A 15,244-nucleotide genomic window follows, 5' to 3' on the forward strand; every position below is an offset into this window, starting at 1 on the left:
AGGCTTACTTCCAGGGCATGTCTTTCTGATATTCAAAATAAACCCTCAGGAGCTGGCTGCGCTTGGTCACATTTACCTTCTGGAAAATGTTGTGCACATGGGTCTTGACCGTACCGATGGAGATGAACAGCGCGTCGCTGATTTCCTGGTTGTTTTTATCCGTGAGAAGAATCCTCAGGATATCCTGCTCCCGGGAGGTGAGCTGGTAGTGGCTGGCAAAATGAAGGAATACGGTGTTGCTGTCCGGCCCATCCGGCTGGATTTGCCCCTTGCTGTCTGCCTGTCCCTGCGTTCTGCCATCCGGGAGGGTGGAGGTGGGCGTCCCGTCCTTCGTCATCACCTGCGCCCCGTCCTCCATCATGGCTGTCCTCCCGGTATCCGCTGCGGGAGCCGTGCTTCCGGACATGTCCGGGGCCTGGATTTTAATGAGCGGACCCTGCAGCTGCCGGGTCAGGTATGCAAGGGCATACACTGAATACAGGATGCTCATCATGTCCTCAGAGAGGCTGCGGTTGTTGATCTTGACCATGATATCCGAGTAGACGTCAAAGGAAAAGATGACGATGGTGTCTTCAGCCAGTATCAGTAGGGAAAAAACAGCGGTAATCCAGAGCAGGCTTTTATAGGCATGCATTTCCCTGTCCAGCTCCCCGGGATGCATTTTCAGGTACAGCAGTCCGGAAACGCTCAGATACAAGGTAAAGAGCTGGGCCGGAAGATAATAGAGCCATACCTTGAATGCGCCGTATCCCGCGGTGGGGATGAACAGGAGGCTGAGTCCTAAAAGTACCAGCGCGGCTGTATCCCGGTTCTTTGGGCGCCGGGAAAGCACCTGATGCTGGATGGAAACCAGGCAGAAGGAGGTTACCAGGAAAATCAGTGTCTTAAAGGCAGGCGCACTCATGAACTGCAGGTCATAGCGGACAGAGAACCCGTCTAAGAATTCAGTCATGTAGATAATGATGTTGTCAAATATATAAAAAAGGAAGAGAACGGCGGTTGCGGCAGTCAACGGCCTTTTTTTGTGCCTGTAATTAATGATGCAGAAGGTTAGAACCACTGTGTAAAGAACAATAAGGAAAATGTTGTAAATGAAAATCAGTATATCCATGAAATCCTCCTCTGACATGCTGCTGTATCCGGCAGTTAAAATATATCAAAAAACAGAGGATTTAGCAAATTATTTATTTGGATGAATTGAAAGAAAGTTGTACATTATGCATAAAAAGTTTAGGAAAGTTTAGTTGGTTTATGATGAAAGTATGAATAAAATCATCCTTTTTCATGAGGGAAAAGGAAGCGGTCATATATCTGCGAATCCATCCCGGGGATGATTTTAAACCCTGTCCCAGGGCGCTATGATGATATCACAAGGCGCCGGACACAAGAAGCCTTAGGACGCACCTGTTTGTGATTCATAAATACGCTTATGATCCATAACAGGATTCGCATCCATAACAGGCTTCACCTCCGGACGTAGGAAAAACAAAAAACATATTATTAGGAGGAAATGAACATGTCAGTAAAGGATTTCATCGACACAAACGAATTTACCAAGGAGGAGCTGATGGACATCATCAATCTTTCATTAAAGATTAAGAGGTGCATCAAGGCCGGTTACTATCCACAATTATTAAAGAACAGATCCCTGGGCATGATTTTCCAGCAGTCATCCACCAGGACAAGGGTTTCCTTTGAGACAGCCATGGAGCAGTTAGGCGGCCATGCGCAGTACCTGGCGCCGGGACAGATCCAGTTAGGAGGACACGAGACAATCGAAGACACAAGCGCTGTGCTGTCCCGTCTGGTAGATATCCTCATGGCACGTGTGGACCGCCATAAGAGTGTGGCAGACCTGGCTAAGAACGCAACCATCCCGGTTATCAACGGCATGTCTGATTATAACCACCCGACCCAGGAAATGGGCGATCTGTGCACCATGATTGAGCATTTACCGGCAGGTAAGAAATTAGAGGATTGCAAGGTAGTATTCGTAGGCGACGCCACCCAGGTATGCGCTTCCTTAATGTTCATCACCACCAAGATGGGAATGAATTTTGTACACTTTGGACCGGAAGGCTATCAGTTAAATGAAAACCACAGGGCAATCGCAGAGGCAAACTGCAAGGTGAGCGGCGGTACCTTCCTGGTTACGGATAATGAAGATGAAGCCCTTAAGGATGCGGATTTCGTGTACACAGATGTATGGTACGGCCTGTATGACGCAGAGCTTTCCGAGGAAGAGAGGATGGCTATCTTCTATCCCAAATACCAGGTAACGCCCGCCATGATGGCCAAGGCCGCGCCCCATGTGAAATTCATGCACTGTCTGCCTGCCTCCAGAGGGGAAGAGGTTGTGAATGAAGTAATCGACGCAGGTTATTCCATTGTGTTTGACGAGGCTGAGAACCGCCTGACCGCCATGAGGGGACTGCTTGTATATTTCCTGGGACAGGCTGAGAAAAAAGCGGATGAAGAGGAAAAAGCAAAGGCAAAGGCTGACCTGGAAGTATTCTTAAAAAAGGCGCTGTAATTTAGCATGAAAAGGGGGCAAGACACATGGCTGAAACACACGGAAAGAAAAAATTTAAATTGACAGATGCAATCCTGTCCGTTATCTGCGTCGTATTCGTGGCAGAAGCAGCGGCGCCGGTGGCTGCAATCGGAAACTCCCAGTATTTCTGGTGGATTTTCCTCATGCTCACCTTCCTGCTGCCCTACGGGCTGATTGCCTCGGAGCTGGGCACTACCTATGACGGGGAAGGCGGCCTGTATGACTGGGTGAGAAAGGCCTTTGGCGCCAAATGGGGAACCCGGGTTTCCTGGTATTACTGGATTAACTTCCCGTTGTGGATGGCATCCCTGGCAGTTATGTGCCCGGAAATGCTCAGTATCATCATCGGACATCCCATTGGGGTTATTCCCTCATTAATCATTGAACTGGCATTTATCTGGGTGATTGTGGCTATCAGCTTTTTCCCTGTGTGCGACAGCGTGTGGATCCTCAACGGCGCTGCCCTGATTAAGGTGCTGCTGGCTGTGATTGTAGGCGGACTTGGCATATACGGGGCAGTGACCCATGGGGTGGCCAACGAGTACACGGCGGCCTCCCTGATACCCAGCTTTGATGCGAAGAGCCTGTCCTTCATATCCGTCATCCTGTTTAATTTCCTGGGGTTCGAGGTGGTGTGCACCTTTGCAAACGATATGGAGAATCCAAAAAAACAGATTCCACAGGCCATTGTTTCAGGCGGCCTTGTGATTGCGGCAATCTACATATTCTCTGCCTTTGGGATTGGCGTGGCCATCCCTACCGCTGAGGTCAGCACCAGCAGCGGCCTTATTGACAGCCTTCAGCTGCTGACCGGTAAGACCGGCGGGCTTTTCATCTCCATCATGGCAGTCATGTTCGTGCTCACGCTGTTCGGCAATATGATTTCCTGGTCCCTGGGCGTGAACAATGTGGCCAGCTATGCGGCTGAACAGGGTGATATGCCAAAGGTATTTGCCAGAAAGAGCGTTAAGAACGGTATGCCGGTGGGGGCTGCCGTGATGAACGGCATTGTGGCCAGCGTGGTCGTGGTCATTGCGCCCATCCTGCCCAACCAGGATCTGTTCTGGAGCTTCTTTGCACTGAACCTTGTAATGTTCCTGCTGGCATACCTGCCCGTATTCCCGGCGTTCCTGAAGCTGCGGGCCATTGACCCGGAAACGGAGCGGCCCTTTAAGGTGGGGGGAAGCAGGGCATTCTTAAAGGTGCTGGCAGCCCTTCCCATGATCATGATTGTCATATCCCTGGTATTCATTGCAGTGCCCATGAGCTTTGACGCCCAGACATTAAATGAAGTGCTGCCCATTACCATTGGATCCGTCGTGTTCATCGGCGTAGGGGAAATGCTGGCAGCCAAAAAGGGGAAAGGACTCAGGCCCGGCGGGGCTGCCATGGAAAAGGCGGCGCAGCTGTAAGAAAACGTGAAATAAGGCATAAAAATAAAAACAAAATGAGAGGAAGGTACTTTACATGAAAACATATACAACTACCCCAAAACAGGACGGTTTCAGGATGCCGGGAGAATTTGAGCCGCATGAGGGCTGCTGGATTATCTGGCCCGAACGCCCGGATAACTGGAGACTGGGCGCCAAACCGGCCCAGAAGGTGTTTGTGGAGGTGGCAAAGGCCATCAGCCAGTTTGAGCCGGTGACCGTGTGCGTAAGCAATGCCCAGTATGACAATGCCAGGTCCCAGCTTCCTGAGGATGTGCGTGTGGTGGAAATGTCCACAGACGACTCCTGGATCCGCGACTGCGGCCCCACCTTTGTGACCAACGGGTCTGAAGTCAGGGGCGTGGACTGGTCCTTTAACGCCTGGGGCGGACTGGTGGACGGGCTGTATTTCCCATGGGATAAGGACGACCATGTGGCCAGGAAGGTCTGCGACATTGAGCGCAAGGACAGATACCGTCTGGATGACTTTATCCTGGAAGGCGGCTCCATCCATGTGGACGGGGAAGGGACCCTGATTGTCACCGGGGAGTGCCTTTTAAGCGAGGGCAGGAACTCCCATCTCACAAAGGAAGAAATCGAACATGTGCTGAAGGAGTACCTGAACCTGGAGAAAATCATCTGGATTCCATATGGCATTTACAATGACGAGACAAACGGACATGTGGACAATATCATCCACTACATTGCCCCGGGCGAGGTCATCCTTGCATGGACCGATGACAAGGAAGACCCTCAGTATGATATCTGCCAGAAAGCATACGCCGTGCTCAGCTCTGAGACGGATGCAAAGGGACGCAGTCTTAAAATCCACAAGCTGATGCTTCCCAAGAACATCCTCATCACAAAGGAAGAGAGCGAGGGCGTGGACGCTGTGGACGGGACGCTTCCGCGTATGGAGGGCGACAGGCTGGCTGCTTCCTATGCAAACTTCTATATCGCCAACGGCGGCGTGGTATTCCCTATGTTCGGTGACGAGAACGACGAGAAGGCCAGAAAGACGCTGGAAGAATGTTTCCCGGGCCGCAAGGTAGTCGGGCTTTACGCCAGGGAAATCCTGCTGGGCGGCGGCAACATCCACTGTATTACACAGCAGCAGCCTAAGGCATGAGCCATTGCGCACAGAGGATAGGGATGCCGGACTGGACGTAAGGACAGGTAAGGATAGCGGACAGGCAGAGATGGCGGACAGGAAAGGATGGCTGACAGAAAAGGATGGCTGACAGAAAAGGATGGCTGACAGAAAAGAATAGCTGACAGAAAAGAATAGCTGACAAAAAGGGAGAGGGTACATTATGTCAAGAATCGTAATAGCCCTGGGCGGCAATGCCCTGGGCAATACGCCGAAGGAGCAGCAGGAGCGCATTGACAATGCGGCTCCGGCCCTTATCGGCCTCATAAAACAGGGCCATGAAATCATCATCAGCCATGGCAACGGCCCCCAAGTGGGGATGATACGCCAGGCATTTGACACGGCCAGCGCGGTGGATGGGAAGGTTCCGGCCTTTGACCTGCCGGAGTGCACGGCCATGAGCCAGGGCTACATCGGATTCCACCTGCAGAAAGGGATTAAGAAGGAACTGCGAAGGGAAGGCATGCCGTGGCATGTGGCGACCGTGGTGACACAGATCGTGGTGGACAAGGAGGATCCTGCTTTCTTAAATCCTACCAAGCCAATTGGCAGTTTTTATTCAAAAGAAGAGGCTTTCAAGATGATGGAGGAAAATCCGGGCCTTTGCATGAAAGAGGATGCAGGCAGGGGATACCGGCAGATGGTGGCGTCCCCAAGGCCCATGGATATCGCGGAAAGGGATTCCATCTTAAACCTCCTGGACCATGAGTTCATTGTCATTGCCTGCGGCGGAGGCGGGATTCCTGTGATCCTTAATGAGAACGGGGATTATGAAAGCGTGCCTGCCGTCATTGACAAGGACTTTGCGTCTGCCAAGCTGGCGGAACTGGTGGATGCGGATTACCTGTTCATCCTCACGGCGGTAGACCGTGTGGCGGTCAATTACGGGAAACCCGGCCAGCGGGAACTGAAGGAAATCACGGTGGAGGAAGCTCAGGGATTATGCAGCCAGGGCCACTTTGCACCGGGCAGCATGCTTCCCAAGGTGGAGGCTGCCATGGAATTTGCACGCAGCAAAAAGGGCAGGAATGCGGTCATCGCATCCTTGGAAAAGGCACCGCTGGCCATGATTGGGGAGAGCGGCACCAGGATAGCCCTTGGGTAATCAGATGGAGGATTTAGTGCTCAGATAAAGGCAGCCCTATATAGGGACAGCCCCATGGGAGATGTGGGTAATCATATCTCAGCGGGGCTGTAAGGAAATCTGCTTGCCATGAACCACTGACTTATAGTATAATTTACAAAAATCAAATCCAATACAAAGGAGTGTTCTTACATGGCAATCAGAGTTGGAATTTTAGGATATGGTAATCTGGGAAGGGGTGTGGAATGCGCGGTTAAACACAATCCGGACATGGAACTGGCGGCTGTTTTTACAAGAAGGGATCCGCGCAGCCTGACCATCCTGACAGAGGGGGCAAAGGTTTTATCCGTGGATGATGCGCCTTCCATGAAGGATGATATCGATGTGATGATTCTCTGCGGAGGCAGCGCCACGGACCTTCCGGGACAGACGCCGGACATGGCAAGGTATTTTAACGTCATTGACAGCTTTGACACTCATGCCAACATCCCGCAGCACTACGATGCGGTTGACAAGGCCGCAAAGGAGGGCGGACATGTGGGAATCATTTCCGTGGGCTGGGATCCTGGCATGTTCTCCCTGAACCGCCTGTATGCCAACGCCATCCTTCCGGGCGGGAAGGATTATACCTTCTGGGGCAAGGGCGTGAGCCAGGGGCATTCGGATGCCATCCGCCGGATTGAAGGGGTAAAGGATGCCAGGCAGTACACCATACCGGTGGAGGACGCCCTTCAGGCAGTGAGAAGCGGGGCAGGGCCGGACCTTACCACCAGGCAGAAGCATACCAGGGAATGCTTTGTGGTGGCAGAAGAGGGCGCTGATAAAAAGGCCATTGAAGAGGCAATCGTGACCATGCCCAATTATTTTGCCGACTATGACACAACCGTCCATTTCATATCGGAAGAAGAGCTGATGCGAGACCATGCCGGGATTCCCCATGGCGGATTTGTCATCCGCACGGGAAGGACGGGCTGGGAGGATGAACACAGCCATGTGGTTGAGTACAGCCTGAAGCTGGATTCCAACCCGGAGTTCACCGCATCCGTCATAACCGCATATGCCAGGGCCGCGTACAGGCTGAGCCGTGAAGGGCAGACTGGCTGCAGGACCGTATTCGACATTGCGCCTGCATATCTTAGCGCCCAGGACGGGGCTGAACTGAGGAAACATCTGCTGTAAATGCAGACAGGACTTTATCATGCACCAATCCCTCCCATTCCTCATACCATAATACAAACGGATATGGGGATTGGATGACATCCATTCCCGCCATCCGTATCTATTGCACTGCATATATTGCTACAGTACAATCTGATCAGGCCTTAAAGTGGATGGAACATCCATGGAGGAGCCGGGCCGCTTTAGTGGCAGCAGGTAGGAAACACCTGCGGGACAGTCGTTTACTCGTATTGTCCCGCAGGTGTTTTTTTATTATCCGGGCCGTGTACTGTTTTATGGGAGGGAAAGTTATGACAGGAACTGAGTTCACAGGGGAACGCCTGATAGGGAAATGCCGTACAGGGAAATTTCATATAGGAGGGCACAACCATACAATAAACCACGGACCGGGCGGGCATAAAGATACCGCCATGCACGTCTCAAGGGTCAGCATTGCAGTGAACATGGTCCTGACAGCCGGAAAGCTGGCAGCCGGGATCCTGGGCCACTCCCACGCCATGATATCGGATGCAGTCCATTCCGCGTCGGATGTGTTCAGCACCCTCATCGTGATGGCAGGGGTTACCATGTCTGCCAAACAGTCGGATAAGGAACATCCCTATGGGCATGAAAGGCTGGAGTGCGTGGCGGCGCTGTTCCTTGCCTTCATCCTGTGTGCCACGGGGCTGGGAATCGGCTTTGGCGCGGTAAGGGAGGTGATATCAGGGGAAGTGAAGGATGCGGCCATACCAGGGCTTATGGCCCTGATGGCAGCCATTGTCTCCATCGTGGTAAAGGAGTGGATGTACCGTTATACCATAAAAGCAGCTGATTCCATACACTCCAGCGCCTTAAAGGCGGATGCATGGCATCACCGTTCCGACGCCCTGTCCTCGGTGGGGGCGTTTGCGGGCATATGCGGGGCGCGGATGGGGTTTGCCTTCATGGACCCGGCTGCCAGCATTGTAATCTGCCTATTCATCTGCAAGGCATCCCTGGATGTGCTGCGGGACGCTCTGGACAAAATGGTGGATAAGGCCTGTGATGAGGAGACGGAAAAAGCCATAAAGGGAACTGTGCTCACATCCCCCGGGGTGGTGCGGATTGACGGCTTAAAGACCCGGCTGTTCGGTCCCAGGATGTATGTGGATATCGAAATCGCGGTGGACCCTGACCTTAACCTGCAGCAGGCCCATGCCATTTCAAGGGAGGTACACGATACGGTGGAGGAACAGTTCCCCCAGGTAAAACACTGCGCTGTCCAGGTCAACCCCCTCAACAGGGAAGGATAAGGGAAGCCCGGAAAAAGGAATGGATTCTGTTTGACGGACAGACCGGAATTATCTATACTTAGAGCATATCTGAAAGACACTTGGAAAAACAGATTAAAAGTATGAAACAGGAGAATATGAAATACGATGACAGAATGGAAAAAAACAATATGCCCTTATGACTGCCCCACCTCCTGCGGCCTGCTGGTGAAAACGGACGGAACCCGGATATTGGAGGTAAAAGGGGACCGGGACCATCCTGCTTCCCATGGACTGATCTGCAGGAAAATGCACGGTTATGCGGATTCCATCCATTCCCCCAGCCGGATTCTCACGCCAATGAGGCGGACAGGGGAAAAGGGGGAAGGCAGGTTTATTCCTGTTTCCTGGGACGAAGCCATATCGGAGATAACCGGAAGGTGGAAGGAAATCCTCAGCCGGGACGGAGGGGATGCCATCCTTCCGTTTTACTATTCAGGGGTCATGAGCGTGATCCAGCGCAAATGCGGGGATGCCTTTTTCAACAGGATGGGGGCATGTTCCCTGGTCAAGACGCTTTGTTCCTCGGCCAAGGGAGCCGGATATGAGGCTGTCATGGGCCGCACCGGATGCCTGGACCCAAGGGAGCTTAAGCACAGCGATTTCCTGCTGGTCTGGGGCAGCAACATGAAAGCCACCAGGATCCAGTCCATGCCGGTACTGGACAGCGCAAGGAAGGCTGGGAAACGGGTGGTGCTGATAGAAGCATGTGCAAAGGATATGTCACCTTACTGCGATGAGACCATTCTTATACGGCCTGGTACGGACGGCGCCCTTGCACTGGCCATGATGCATGTGCTGGTGAGGGAAGGCCTGGCTGCTGAAGATTATCTTCGTGAATGGTCCTGCGGCTGGCCTGGGTTTAAGGAGACATTGCCCTCCTATACGCCTGCGTGGGCAGAGGGGATAACCGGGATCCCGGCTGACATGACAGAGGCACTGGCCATGGAATACGGCCGGGCCTCCCGGCCCGCCATCATACTGGGAAGCGGTCCCTCCCGCTATGGGAACGGCGGTATGACCGTGCGCCTGATTACCATACTCTCCGCCCTGACCGGGGCATGGGGCAGGCCGGGAGGCGGGCTGTGCGGATGCAATCCCGGTATCGGTCCCTGTGTGGACGATACCATTGTGACGCGGCCTGATTTCAGGACAAGGCAGGGCAGGAAGGTAAACATCAACCAGCTGGCCCAGGCGCTGAACGGGAGTCATGGGCAAAATCCCATTCAAAGCCTTTATGTGTATGGAAGCAATCCGGTGGGGTCGGTAAGCAGCCAGGCGGAAACAGTGAAGGGGCTTATGAGACAGGACCTGTTCACGGTTGTCCATGAGCGGTTCATGACGGACACGGCCAGGTATGCGGATATCCTGCTGCCGGCCACATTTTCCGTGGAACAGCCGGACTGTTATCTGGCCTATGGCTACTGTACCTTTGGTACGGCTTATAAAGTCCTGGAACCGGCGGGACAGTGCAGGAGCAACTGGAACACGTTCCGGCTTCTGGCCGGGGCAATGGGATATGAGGAAGCGTATTTTAAGAAGACTGAGGAAGGGATGGTGGAAGAACTGCTGGCCCATCCCGGACCAGGGCTTGCCAAAGCAACCGACAGGGAATGGGATATCCTGGAAAAAGGCGGCGTCATCTCCACGCCCTTTGCGGACCACATGGACTTTAAGACGGAGACAGGGAAAATCATGATTGTGAACCCGGGCCAGCCTGAACCCATGCCGCGGTATACATCCGCCCACGGCGGGGAATACCCCCTGCGGCTCATTGCCGTACCCAGTGGATATACCCTCAATTCCATTTTCCTGGAACGGGAGGACCTGACCGGGAAACGGGGTCCCATGAAGCTGATGCTGCACCCTCTGGATGCGGCTGGGCGCAATATCGGGGATGGGGATAAGGTGATTGCATATAACGACCTGGCCCAGGTGGAATTTACGGCCAGCCTTACCCCCTGGGTGGCCAGGGGCGCGGCGGCCGTGGCCGGGGTATACGGTATGTCCCTGGCCGGATCCGGCCTGCTGGTCAACGCCCTTCACCACCAGCGCCTGTCCGACATAGGGGAAGCGACCACGTTAAATGACAATACCGTTGAGGTCCGTCCTGCATTTCATCATTAAATGTATAAAATACCATTTTCAGGTACATACTGTTATTGGGTATAAGCCAAATGTCCACAATAAGGAGGTTAACATCTATGGGAAATAAGGCTTTAGATTGTACAGCCCTGACAGTAAGCCTGATTGGGGCGATTAACTGGGGACTGGTTGGATTTTTTAACTTTAACCTGGTATCATGGATTTTCGGAAATGCTTCCTGGATTACCAGGGTCATTTATGCGCTGGTCGGGCTATGCGGACTGTATCTGATTACATTCTATTCACGTACAGGACAGGAAGCATAACAGGATACAGTAAAGGCAGGAACCTGTGGGGAATCGGATTGCCAAGGCAGACCGGTGCATCCAGGTTCCTGTTTTCGTATGTTCCTATTTATGGTACCGTATCCCCTCTGATCCCGTTTCGGTACTCCCTGGGTGAGAGTCCGGTCAGCTTCTTAAACACATCGCCAAAGTAGTTGCCGTCCGAAAACCCGCAGGCAATTGCAATGGAAGTCACTGTCCCATCCGTGTTCCTCAACAGGTCGGACGCCTTCTGCACCCGGATATAATTTACATATTCCTTAAAACAGAATCCGGTGGATGCCCTGAACTTCCGGGAAAAATAAGTGGGACTCATATTGGACATGGCAGCCATGGCATCCAGCGTCAGATGTTCCCTGTATTGGAGGTTGATATACCGGGCCGCCTTCACGATTGCCGCCTCCGAGTCATTGAGGGAGTCCTTTTCCCGCTGCGTATCCTGGCAGCGTCCTATGAGGACCAGGATTTGGAAGAGCAGGCTCTGCTGCTGTACGTGGGAATAGGCATCCTCCTGTCCGTTTTCGTGGGACAGATGGCCTAACAGGCCTTCTATCCCGGGGCGCAGGGGCTGGGGGATGGCAATACGGGGATTTAAGAAGACGCGCTCAAAGCCTTCCCGTCCGCAGGACGCATGGAAGGCATCGGCCTCCTCCTTGGTAAAATACATATCATACCGCTCAGCCTGCAGCCCTTCCTCATACAAGGCCCTGTGGATCTGAAGCGGCGGTATGATGACCGCATCACCTGGCTTCAGGTAATAAATATCCTGGTCAATGAACATTCTGCACTGTCCGGAGAGCAGATAATATATCTCATAATAGGAATGGTAGTGGGGACGTTTCATGACATAGCTGGATGAACGGCGGATCCGGCTGATCTGGATGCTGTTTTTAGCGGCCGGACCGTTTTTTGCAGCTGATATTCTGTGCGGATGAATGGCCATCTGTGATTCCTCCCTGCTGATATGTTTCCCTCATCTGTCCGCCCCTCCATCCTGGCAGAGGGTGAAGGCAAAAAAACTGTAGTTAATCCTGAAAATCATATAAAATCCGTATTAATTGCTGTATTTTTGTTATATCATAAGGTCACAAAACAGTAAAGTGAAATCATCTGAAACAACAGGATGGACGCTGAAAAGAAACGGGGAATCAGTATGATGCGTTTGTTTAGATTAGGAGGGGACACAGGGACCGGATCAGGAGCCAGGGAAGTATCAGGGGATGGGATCATGGATGCGGATAGGGTGCTGGCGGCGGTGCCGGCAGTGGATGCAGTGTATGTGAAGCATCCGGGACATCTTACGTTTCAGGGGGCCAGGCGGCTTTTGTCCGGGGGGATACATGTGATAATGGAAGGGATATCCGGCTTTGACCGGGCACAGGTACTGGAGTTACAGATGGCGGCCGATGATGCTGGCGTTGTCTACACAGAAGCCTTTAAGGCAGCAGCCAATCCCTGCCTTCACGGCCTTAAGGGGGAAATGCACCGTCTTGGACGCATTAACCGCATGACATTCATGTCCTGCGCCCGTACGCCGCGTCATGAGTGCAGGGAAGAACCGGCGGATACGCTGCCTGCGCCTGACCTTGCCCATGGGGCGCTGGTGGAGCGGGGGGCCGACTGTATTTTCACCATGATTGCATGCTTTGGGATACCGGAACAGATTCAGGCAGAACCTGTTTTCTGTGAAAACGGCATGGACATTGCCGGAAGCGTGCAGGGCAGGTATGAGGGGAAAGGATGTAAAGGGGCGGAGGCCGAAATCCTCTATTCCCAGGTGTCCGCAAGCCATGTGCCCAGCCAGATCAGAGGGGAAAAGGGGCGCCTTGTCATACGCAGCATTGCAGATCCGTCGGAACTGTGTTTTTACGGCCGGGATGGGGAGAAGGAAGTGCTGGCCCTGCGCACATCTCCGGTCATTACGGATGAAGAAATCAGGACGTGGATTGCCAGGGCCTGTCTGGGAATTCATTCCCGTCATCGGTATGTCCCGCTTCGCGGCATATCTGGCCCAAAGGATGGGGGAGGCTATGGGGAATGGCGCCAAAACGTGCTCATGACCCATGAGGTGATGGACAGGATCCGTTCGCAGGTGTTATAATGAAAGTCAGTGCACCGGCGCTGGGGTGTGTTGGAAACTTTCTTTCCGCCGTGGGCACCAGATCTATCAATGGAGGCGGGATATGAGGAAAGCGGCAAAAGCAAAGGGGATATTGGCACTTACGTTACTCTGTTCCCTGTTCCTGTGCATCACTGCATATGGTAACTGGAAGAATGAAGGCGGCCAATGGCACTATTATGACAAAAACGGACAGATGGTGTGCAATGATTTCAAAAAGTCCGGCAATTCCATGTTCTATCTGGATGAAACCGGCAATATTGCCAGGAACTGTGAGAAGGTAATCGGCAATTACCTGTACCGGTTTGATGCAGACGGGAAGTTCACGCGTTCCAGGCTGGGAGAGGACGGCCAGCCGGAGTACCTGGAAGGGGATTACGCCCTGAACCACCGCCAGCAGTACCTGAACAAAAAGGCCAACCCCTATAACGACAACCAGGTGGTACAGTGGTTTAATGCCACCTACGCCATCCTGACAAAGCACAACAGCTGTAATATCCGGGCCTATGGCGGTGAACTGCTGCTGGCTGGCGTGGAGGGGGAGGACGATGGCAGCTCCGACAATTCAATAAAGGAAAGAAACAGGAAAATGCTGTCAAAAAGCTGGGGGGTCACTGACCGGGCCAGCGCGGACGCGGCCCTTCTGCGGCTGCTGGAGTCAGGCAGGGCCACCGGCTCGGCATGGGATTACAGCCGCGCCATGTCAAACCTGGGATTTTACTATCTGGCGGGGTATTATCCCATCACCGAATCCCTGGACCGTTCCCTGGAGGTTGCCAGAACCATACAGCAGACCTATGGCTCCTGGGATGAATTCATTGCCAGCTACCTGGCAGGATACCATGCCTGGGCCGGGGATGAGGCGGAAAACAGGGATTTAATCTATGAGGGGCTGAAGGGAAGTGCGTTTAACCCCTATGCTGTGGACTGGAACCTGGAACTTAAGAAGACCTGGTAGATATCATGAACCGGAATATGGAGGAAACAGAATATGAGATGGGGCATCATGGCAACCGGAACAATCGCTGCAAAATTTGCAGACACGGTGATGAAAATGGGAGGAGAAGAGCAGCTGACAGCCTGCGGCTCAAGATCCATGGAAAAGGCGGAGGAATTTGCAGGAAGGTACGGTATCCGGCATGCATATGATTCCTATGAGGCCCTTGCGGCGGACCCGGAGGTGGACGCTGTTTATGTTGCCACGCCCAACAACCTGCATTTTGACAATTGCAGGCTGTGCCTGGACGCGGGGAAACACGTGCTTTGCGAAAAGCCCTTTACCACCAGCGCGGACGAGGCCAGAAGGCTGTTCGGCATGGCAAAGGAAAAGGGGCTGTTCATCATGGAGGCGTTCTGGATCCGCCACCTTCCGCTCTTAAAGAAGATGCAGGAACTGATAAAAGAGGGCGTGATCGGGGATGTGGTCTATGCCAGAAGTGATTTTGGGTTTACCGCCCAGGGCGCCAGGAAGGACAGGAAGTTTGATTCCGCACTTGGGGGAGGCGCGCTTCTTGACATCGGGATTTATAACCTGGGATTCATGCACATGGTGATGGGGGATACGAAGCCTTCAGGCTTTACGTCCAGCTATCATATCAATGAGTATGGTACGGATGATTTCAGCTCCATCCTGTTGAATTATCCAGGAAACCGCACCGCATCCGTAACCGCTTCCATAGGCATGGCAATGCCGAGGGAAGGGGTTGTGTACGGTACGTCCGGATCCATCCGGCTGCCGGATTATCAGATGGCTGAGAAGCTGGTTGTATGCCCTTACGGCGGACAGCCCCAGGAAATCTGCATTCCCTTTGAAATCAATGGGTTTGAATATCAGATCCGGGAAGCCAGCCGGTGTGTGAAGGAAGGCATGTACACCAGCGATGTGCTGAAGGAAAAGGATACGCTGGCCGTATTGGAACTGATGGATGGAATACGGGCATCCTGGGGACTTAAGTTCAGCTGTGAATCATAAAGACTCAATAATGAATAAGAAAATATTTCCGGCTTCCA

13 protein-coding genes and 1 riboswitch are annotated in these 15,244 nt (G+C 53.0%); of the genes, 11 read left to right on the forward strand and 2 right to left on the reverse strand.

Annotated features, from left to right (window positions below; genetic code table 11):
* Window positions 1-4: 4 nt before the first annotated feature.
* Window positions 5-952 carry a LuxR C-terminal-related transcriptional regulator gene (locus LK536_RS48515; RefSeq protein ID WP_506092192.1) on the reverse strand — a complete coding sequence of 316 codons (948 nt, stop codon included), beginning with the start codon at window positions 950-952 and terminating at the stop codon, window positions 5-7.
* Between the two features lie 564 nt (window positions 953-1,516).
* Here LK536_RS48515 and ptcA point away from each other — a divergent pair.
* The 8 genes from ptcA (at window position 1,517) to LK536_RS48555 (ending at window position 11,097) form a co-directional block, all read left to right on the forward strand.
* Entirely contained in the window at window positions 1,517-2,533 is a 1,017-nt protein-coding gene (ptcA, locus tag LK536_RS48520) for a putrescine carbamoyltransferase (protein WP_227796399.1), read from the forward strand.
* Between the two features lie 26 nt (window positions 2,534-2,559).
* Complete coding sequence (locus LK536_RS48525; RefSeq protein ID WP_227796398.1) at window positions 2,560-3,966, forward strand: APC family permease; 1,407 nt, start codon at window positions 2,560-2,562, stop codon at window positions 3,964-3,966.
* Window positions 3,967-4,021: 55 nt separating this feature from the next.
* Window positions 4,022-5,113 carry an agmatine deiminase gene (aguA, locus tag LK536_RS48530; RefSeq protein ID WP_008722920.1) on the forward strand — a complete coding sequence of 364 codons (1,092 nt, stop codon included), beginning with the start codon at window positions 4,022-4,024 and terminating at the stop codon, window positions 5,111-5,113.
* Between the two features lie 184 nt (window positions 5,114-5,297).
* Window positions 5,298-6,239, forward strand: a complete 942-nt coding sequence (gene arcC, locus LK536_RS48535; protein ID WP_227796397.1) for a carbamate kinase — start codon at window positions 5,298-5,300, stop codon at window positions 6,237-6,239.
* A gap of 171 nt (window positions 6,240-6,410) precedes the next feature.
* Window positions 6,411-7,397 carry a diaminopimelate dehydrogenase gene (locus tag LK536_RS48540; protein ID WP_008722923.1) on the forward strand — a complete coding sequence of 329 codons (987 nt, stop codon included), beginning with the start codon at window positions 6,411-6,413 and terminating at the stop codon, window positions 7,395-7,397.
* A gap of 122 nt (window positions 7,398-7,519) precedes the next feature.
* A riboswitch (NiCo riboswitch) is annotated at window positions 7,520-7,616 on the forward strand.
* Window positions 7,617-7,687: 71 nt separating this feature from the next.
* Window positions 7,688-8,668 (forward strand): cation diffusion facilitator family transporter, encoded by a 981-nt coding sequence (locus LK536_RS48545; RefSeq protein ID WP_025482601.1) that lies wholly within the window; start codon window positions 7,688-7,690, stop codon window positions 8,666-8,668.
* 126 nt (window positions 8,669-8,794) lie between these two features.
* On the forward strand, window positions 8,795-10,813 hold the full coding sequence (locus LK536_RS48550; RefSeq protein ID WP_227796396.1) for a molybdopterin-containing oxidoreductase family protein: 2,019 nt from the start codon (window positions 8,795-8,797) through the stop codon (window positions 10,811-10,813).
* A 77-nt stretch (window positions 10,814-10,890) separates the two neighbouring features.
* Window positions 10,891-11,097, forward strand: a complete 207-nt coding sequence (locus LK536_RS48555; protein WP_008722930.1) for a DUF378 domain-containing protein — start codon at window positions 10,891-10,893, stop codon at window positions 11,095-11,097.
* Window positions 11,098-11,185: 88 nt separating this feature from the next.
* On the opposite strand, the gene LK536_RS48560 is transcribed toward LK536_RS48555, so the two are convergent.
* Window positions 11,186-12,058: an AraC family transcriptional regulator gene (locus LK536_RS48560; protein WP_227796395.1), complete on the reverse strand. Its 873-nt coding sequence runs from the start codon at window positions 12,056-12,058 to the stop codon at window positions 11,186-11,188.
* Between the two features lie 210 nt (window positions 12,059-12,268).
* Between LK536_RS48560 and LK536_RS48565 the strand changes: the two genes are divergently transcribed.
* The 3 genes from LK536_RS48565 (at window position 12,269) to LK536_RS48575 (ending at window position 15,206) form a co-directional block, all read left to right on the forward strand.
* Window positions 12,269-13,216, forward strand: a complete 948-nt coding sequence (locus LK536_RS48565) for a Gfo/Idh/MocA family oxidoreductase (RefSeq protein ID WP_227796394.1) — start codon at window positions 12,269-12,271, stop codon at window positions 13,214-13,216.
* 82 nt (window positions 13,217-13,298) lie between these two features.
* On the forward strand, window positions 13,299-14,192 hold the full coding sequence (locus LK536_RS48570) for a DUF1266 domain-containing protein (RefSeq protein ID WP_025482596.1): 894 nt from the start codon (window positions 13,299-13,301) through the stop codon (window positions 14,190-14,192).
* A gap of 33 nt (window positions 14,193-14,225) precedes the next feature.
* Window positions 14,226-15,206, forward strand: a complete 981-nt coding sequence (locus LK536_RS48575) for a Gfo/Idh/MocA family protein (protein ID WP_120058547.1) — start codon at window positions 14,226-14,228, stop codon at window positions 15,204-15,206.
* The last annotated feature ends 38 nt before the right edge of the window (window positions 15,207-15,244 follow it).

Source organism: Clostridium pacaense (assembly GCF_020709765.2).
GTDB classification, from domain to species: Bacteria; Bacillota; Clostridia; order Lachnospirales; family Lachnospiraceae; genus Enterocloster; species Enterocloster hominis.

Coding starts and splice junctions, on each gene's coding strand:
- LK536_RS48565 (WP_227796394.1), top strand. CDS start 12,269: ATGATGCGTTTGTTTAGATTAGGAGGGGACACAGGGACCGGATCAGGA.
- LK536_RS48570 (WP_025482596.1), top strand. CDS start 13,299: ATGAGGAAAGCGGCAAAAGCAAAGGGGATATTGGCACTTACGTTACTC.
- ptcA (WP_227796399.1), top strand. CDS start 1,517: ATGTCAGTAAAGGATTTCATCGACACAAACGAATTTACCAAGGAGGAG.
- LK536_RS48515 (WP_506092192.1), bottom strand. CDS start 952: ATGACTGAATTCTTAGACGGGTTCTCTGTCCGCTATGACCTGCAGTTC.
- LK536_RS48525 (WP_227796398.1), top strand. CDS start 2,560: ATGGCTGAAACACACGGAAAGAAAAAATTTAAATTGACAGATGCAATC.
- LK536_RS48560 (WP_227796395.1), bottom strand. CDS start 12,058: ATGGCCATTCATCCGCACAGAATATCAGCTGCAAAAAACGGTCCGGCC.
- LK536_RS48575 (WP_120058547.1), top strand. CDS start 14,226: ATGAGATGGGGCATCATGGCAACCGGAACAATCGCTGCAAAATTTGCA.
- aguA (WP_008722920.1), top strand. CDS start 4,022: ATGAAAACATATACAACTACCCCAAAACAGGACGGTTTCAGGATGCCG.
- LK536_RS48555 (WP_008722930.1), top strand. CDS start 10,891: ATGGGAAATAAGGCTTTAGATTGTACAGCCCTGACAGTAAGCCTGATT.
- LK536_RS48540 (WP_008722923.1), top strand. CDS start 6,411: ATGGCAATCAGAGTTGGAATTTTAGGATATGGTAATCTGGGAAGGGGT.
- LK536_RS48550 (WP_227796396.1), top strand. CDS start 8,795: ATGACAGAATGGAAAAAAACAATATGCCCTTATGACTGCCCCACCTCC.
- LK536_RS48545 (WP_025482601.1), top strand. CDS start 7,688: ATGACAGGAACTGAGTTCACAGGGGAACGCCTGATAGGGAAATGCCGT.
- arcC (WP_227796397.1), top strand. CDS start 5,298: ATGTCAAGAATCGTAATAGCCCTGGGCGGCAATGCCCTGGGCAATACG.